Consider the following 5,033-nt stretch of genomic DNA (forward strand, 5'->3'; position numbering starts at 1 on the left):
GGCGGCCCGCTCGGCGCCCCGCGCGCGGGCGGCGGGCGCCTCCGAGCGCTGCACGGGCAGCGACAGCGGAACCGCGGGCGCGGGACGGGGCCGTCCCGCCCCGCTCAGCAGGCCGTGGACGACGCCGGTCGGGGCGTCGTCCAGCACGGCGTGCGAGAGGGACCCGCCGACGAACGACGGGTTCTGCCAGGTCTGCAGGGTCGGGCCGAAGTTCTGCTGGGCCACCGACGGGCCGCCGCCCGCGGTGATCCGCTGGATCGGCGCCGGGGGCGGCCCGCCGCCGGGCGGGGTCCGCTCCGCGGCGGCGGGAGCCGGGGCGCCGGACCCCGAGTCGCGGGACGTGCCGGACGCCCCGTCCGGCACCCCGGCAGTCGTGTCGCCGGACCCTCCGGCAGGCATGCCGGAACGCCCGGCACCGGGGCTCCCGGTGCCGGTGTTCGCCGTGCGTCCCCGCAGCCGGTCGAGAATTCCCATGGCCGCGTTCCTCATCCCTCCGCGCCGGCGCGCGTGACGAGGTCGGCGATCTGCCTCGCGTAGCGGCGCCGGTCACCGTGCTCCAGATCCAGAATGTCGTCCGGACCCCAGTGGAAGTGGTAGGCGATGTACGCGACCTCCTCGTGGATGCGGTCGGCCGCGTACGTCACGATTCCCCCAGGCGGCTCCCGCCGAGTTCGACCTCGAACGGCTGCTCGCAGTGCGGACAGGTCACCCCGGCACGCGTGTGCCCCTCGGCGTTGACCTGGCGGTAGAAGTCCTGGAGGAAGGCGAGGTCGGAGGCGAACATGCCGTCCACCACGCCGTCGTGCACCGACGGCAGTGTGCCCAGCCGGGTGATGACCCGGCTCAGCAGCACCACCGACAGATAGGCCGGGTTCTCCTGGACGCGCACGTCCCGCAGCGGGACGAGTTCGTCCCGGGCGGTCGCCAGCCGCATCACGCCGTGCCGGTGCACGGTTCCGGCGTCGTCGACATAGCCGCGGGGCAGCTCGAACTCGAACTCGGTACGCAGCTTCTGCTGGGGTTCGGGGGCCGCGGCCGTGCTCTGGGCCGGGGCCGCCGCCTCCGCCGGGCCCGCGGACGTGCCGGGGTCCCGGTCGGAGGCGGCGCCGGTGACCGGCGAGGCCGGTCGGGGTGCCGTACGGCGCATTACTCGATGACCAATTCTTCGAACGTGATGGTCACGGTCTCGGTGAGGACCGACGCCTCGCCGGCCGTGACGGGGCTGATCTCGACCTTGGGGCACCAGGCGTTGCGCATGTTGAAGCGCTTCACCGGGTTGTCCTCGTAATCCATCATGATGATGGTGGCGTTCTTGCGGGCGCTGCTCATGTTGCCCTGAATGGAATCGTTGATCCATTCGGTGAAGGCGCCCGAGTCCGTCATACCGCGGGTGACGGTGACCTGTCCGGCCTTCTGGGCGCCGGGCATCTTGCTGGTGGTGTAGATCCCCTGGCCGGAGTTCTGCGAGAACTCGATGACGTCCTGCTCGATCACCAGGCCCTCGACCTTCTGCAGGTACTCGACCATGACACCGTCGATCTGGATGCCGAAGTTGAGTGCTACAAGGGCGTCGTCGGGATTGGGAAGACTCATGTGGCTGCGGTCCTTCTCTGGTTTGTCTGCGTTCTCTGCGTCAGCGGCGTGCGGTCACGAGCCCGGTCCGGTCACTCGTCCAGCTCGCCGCCACCGCTGGAGAACTGCGCCAGCCGGAAGACGACGAACTCGGCGGGCTTGACCGGCGAAATGCCGACTTCGCAGATGACGCGGCCCAGGTCGACGGACTCCGGCGGATTCGTCTCGGCGTCGCACTTGACGTAGTACGCCTCCTCCGGCCGGGAGCCGAACAGCGCGCCGCCGCGCCACTCGTTGACCAGGAACGCGGAGACGTTGCGCCGGATGCGGGCCCACAGCGCCTGGTCGTTCGGCTCGAACACCACCCACTGGGTGCCGATCAGGATCGACTCCTCCAGGTAGTTGAAGTACCGGCGGATGTTGAGGTAGCGCCAGGCCGGGTCGGAGGAGAGGGTGCGGGCACCCCAGACCCGGATGCCGCGGCCCGGGAAGGACCGGATGCAGTTGACCCCGATCGGGTTGAGCAGGTCCTGCTCGCCGCGGGTGATCTGCAGTTCGAGGTCGACGGCGCCGCGCACGACCTCGTTGGCCGGGGCCTTGTGGACGCCGCGCTCGGAGTCGTTGCGGGCCCAGATGCCGGCGACGTGGCCGCTCGGCGGCACCAGCTGCCCCTTGCCGGTGGAGGGGTCGAAGACCTTGATCCAGGGGTAGTAGAGGGCGGCGTACTTGGAGTCGTAGCCGGCCGTCTCCTGCCGCCAGACCCGGACCTCGCGGGCGTTGAGGCCGGGCGGCGGGTCGATGACGGCGACGCGGTCGCCCATGAGTTCGCAGTGCGCGATGAGCCCGAGCTGGACGGCCTTGAGCGACTCGTGGTCGATCGCGCCGCGCTGGTACGCGGCCATCAGGTCGGGGACGGCCACCATGGAGACCTCGTCCACGGCCTCCAGGCCGCCGAAGCCGGTGCGGTCGGCGGAGTCGCCGAGGTAGTCACCGGCGCCCGGGTTGCCGACCGCCGGGGAGGCGCCGGAGCCGTCGGCCGCACGGGCGACGGACGCGGTGGACGGGGCGGCGAGCGCGACGGTCTGGTTGTCGGGCCGGGCCAGCTGCCCGGCGGGAGCGGCCTCCTCCACGACGATGAGCTTCGAGCGCTCCTTGACCTGCGTGACGACGTAGTTCCGGCCGGTCTTCTTGGCCGAGACGTCGAAGGTCTCGGCGACCTTGTCGCCGTCCTTGACGACCAGGCGGAACCGGTCGGCGGGACCCTCCCCCTCCGGGTCGGTGACCTCGACGCTCAGGCCGGAGCCGCTCTCGCCCGGGGCGATCGCCGACACCTTGAACTTGCCGAGCTGCCGGGGCTCCCCGGCGGGCAGCGCGGAACGGCCGGCCGCACCGGAGACCTGCGCCGGGGCGCCGTCCGCGGAACCGGCGTCGCCGTTCGCTCCACCGGGCGTACCGCCGACACGCACCACGTAGGCGGCCGAGCCGCCGTTGTTGAAGAAGCCGTAGACGGAATGTGCCAGGTAGTACCCCTCGGTGAAATCGCCGAAGGCCGCGACATACTGCGTCCAGTTGGTCACCAGCGTCGGCTGGTTGAGCGGTCCTTCCGGCGCGAGGCCGACGAAGGCCGCGACGGAGGTGCCGACTCCCTCGATCGGGCGGGAGCCACCGGCCACCTCCTCCACGTAGACGCCCGGCGACAGATACGACGGCATGCTGAGCTCTCCTCGGGGTACACGATGTGACGCTGCTCAGACTCGCGCCTGTCACGCGCGCGCCGAAACGGCCGCCGGTACCTGGTCGGGGGCACGCGTCCTGCCCCTTGAGGCAGCCCGGTCCGGTGAACCTCCCCGGGATCGCCGCGGGACGCCGCGCGCGCTGCCCCCGCGACTGCCCGAACGGCTCTTTCTCCGCCTCCCCGCGCGGCGGTACGTCTGGATACACCGCACTTCTCGAGCGATGAGGCGAGCAAACGCATGCGTATCCAGGAACCGGCCGGCCGTGACGTCGCCCAGGAGCACCGTCCCGCTCCGCCGTCCAGGACCGCGCCGGCGCCCGGCCCCGCCGGGGCGGGGCGCACTCCGGCGGACATCCTCGCCCTCCAGCGGACCGCCGGCAACGCGGCGGTGTCCCGGCTGCTGGACCAGGAACGGCACGCGCACGGCAGCGGCTGCGGCCACGAGACGCCCGTACAGCGCCGGGTGAGCCCGGTCGACGTCGTCAACCGGCCGGGCAGGCCGCTGGAGACCAGCGTCCAGGACAAGCTGCAGTACTACACCGGCAAGCGGTACGAGGACGTGCGCATCCACACCGACTCCGCGGCCCACGAGTCGGCGGCGGGCATCAACGCCGACGCCTACACGTCCGGGCAGCACATCGCCTTCCAGCGCGGCCGCTACAACCCGAGCACGCCGTCGGGCATGGAGATGCTCATTCACGAGGTCCGCCACCGTGACCAGCAGATGGCCGGCAGCGTGCCGGGCACCGACATGGGCGACGGCACGAAGATGAGCAGTCCCGGCGACAGCGGCGAGACGGACGCCACGCAGTTCGCGCGGGACGCCCTGAGCAATCCCGCCGGAAACCGGACCGCCGAGTAGATCCCCGCCGAGCAGCCCGCCGGACAGGCGGGGGCGTCCGGCGCCGGGCGCCGAGTACGGCTCGCACAGCAGAAAGTGTTCGACGTCTTGAGTGTGTGGACTTCTCTTGAGCCGGTTTCCGCGACGGTGGATGCGGGGGCGGCGGTGACGGTGCGGCTTCGGTTGCGCAATACCGGTGATGTGGTGGATGAGTACCGCGTTGTGCCGGTGGGGGATCCGGCGTTGTGGGTGCGGGTGGAGCCGGCGAGTGTGAAGTTGTATCCGGGGTCGACGGGGACGGTGGAGTTGCAGTTCGCGCCGCCGCGGTCGCCGGATGCGACGGCGGGGCCGAATCCGTTTGGTGTGCAGACTGTTCCGACGGAGCGTCCCGAGGCCGCGGTGGTGGTGGAGGGCAATCTGACGGTGACGCCGTTCACGGAGATGCGGGCGGAGTTGGTGCCGCCGGTGGTGAAGGGGCGGTTCCGGGGTCGTCCGGTGCTGGCGGTGGACAATCTGGGGAATGTGAAGCTGACGGCTTCGGTGACGGGTGTGGAGTCCAGTGATCAGCTGGGGTTCGACATTCATCCGTCGAATGTGCAGATCGAGCCGGGTCGGGCCGCGTTTGTGAGGTCGACGGTGCGGCCGCAGGCGGTGACGTGGTTCGGGCGGAAGGAGACGCGTCCGTTCCAGTTGGCGGTGCAGCGTTCGGGTACGGAGCCGTTGCCGGTGGACGGCACGTATGTGCAGCGCAGTGTGCTGCCGCACTGGATTCTGGCGACGTTCAGCATTCTGCTGGCGCTGGCCATCGTGTTCGTCATCCTGTGGTTCACCCGGGCCCCCACCGTGCAGAGCCTCGCCACCGAGAAGGCCGCCAACCCCAGCGCC

At 71.0% G+C, this 5,033-nt stretch carries 6 protein-coding genes and 1 pseudogene; 2 read left to right on the plus strand and 5 right to left on the minus strand.

Annotated features, from left to right (window positions below; translation table 11 throughout):
- From GCU69_RS26275 to GCU69_RS26290, 5 genes and pseudogenes are all read right to left on the minus strand, one after another.
- Positions 1–474, minus strand: a pseudogene (locus GCU69_RS26275) (hypothetical protein); the annotation flags it as partial.
- A gap of 11 nt (positions 475–485) precedes the next feature.
- Positions 486–644 carry a DUF6760 family protein gene (locus GCU69_RS32830; RefSeq protein WP_098753131.1) on the minus strand — a complete coding sequence of 53 codons (159 nt, stop codon included), beginning with the start codon at positions 642–644 and terminating at the stop codon, positions 486–488.
- Positions 641–1,147, minus strand: a complete 507-nt coding sequence (locus tag GCU69_RS26280; RefSeq protein ID WP_098753132.1) for a hypothetical protein — start codon at positions 1,145–1,147, stop codon at positions 641–643. Before GCU69_RS26280 ends, GCU69_RS32830 begins: the two co-directional genes overlap by 4 nt.
- A complete protein-coding gene (locus tag GCU69_RS26285) occupies positions 1,147–1,593 on the minus strand; it encodes a phage tail protein (protein ID WP_098753133.1) in 447 nt (148 codons plus the stop codon). Before GCU69_RS26285 ends, GCU69_RS26280 begins: the two co-directional genes overlap by 1 nt.
- Before the next feature lie 71 nt (positions 1,594–1,664).
- Positions 1,665–3,284 (minus strand): phage tail sheath subtilisin-like domain-containing protein, encoded by a 1,620-nt coding sequence (locus GCU69_RS26290; protein ID WP_156207367.1) that lies wholly within the window; start codon positions 3,282–3,284, stop codon positions 1,665–1,667.
- Positions 3,285–3,545: 261 nt separating this feature from the next.
- Between GCU69_RS26290 and GCU69_RS26295 the strand changes: the two genes are divergently transcribed.
- Together GCU69_RS26295 and GCU69_RS26300 are read left to right on the plus strand one after the other, a co-directional pair.
- Positions 3,546–4,169 (plus strand): eCIS core domain-containing protein, encoded by a 624-nt coding sequence (locus tag GCU69_RS26295; RefSeq protein WP_098753135.1) that lies wholly within the window; start codon positions 3,546–3,548, stop codon positions 4,167–4,169.
- An 87-nt stretch (positions 4,170–4,256) separates the two neighbouring features.
- On the plus strand, positions 4,257–5,033 hold a 777-nt coding region (locus GCU69_RS26300), incomplete at its 3' end, for a COG1470 family protein (RefSeq protein WP_456243377.1).

It is taken from the genome of Streptomyces lycii (genome assembly GCF_009735685.1).
Lineage (GTDB): Bacteria > Actinomycetota > Actinomycetes > Streptomycetales > Streptomycetaceae > Streptomyces > Streptomyces lycii.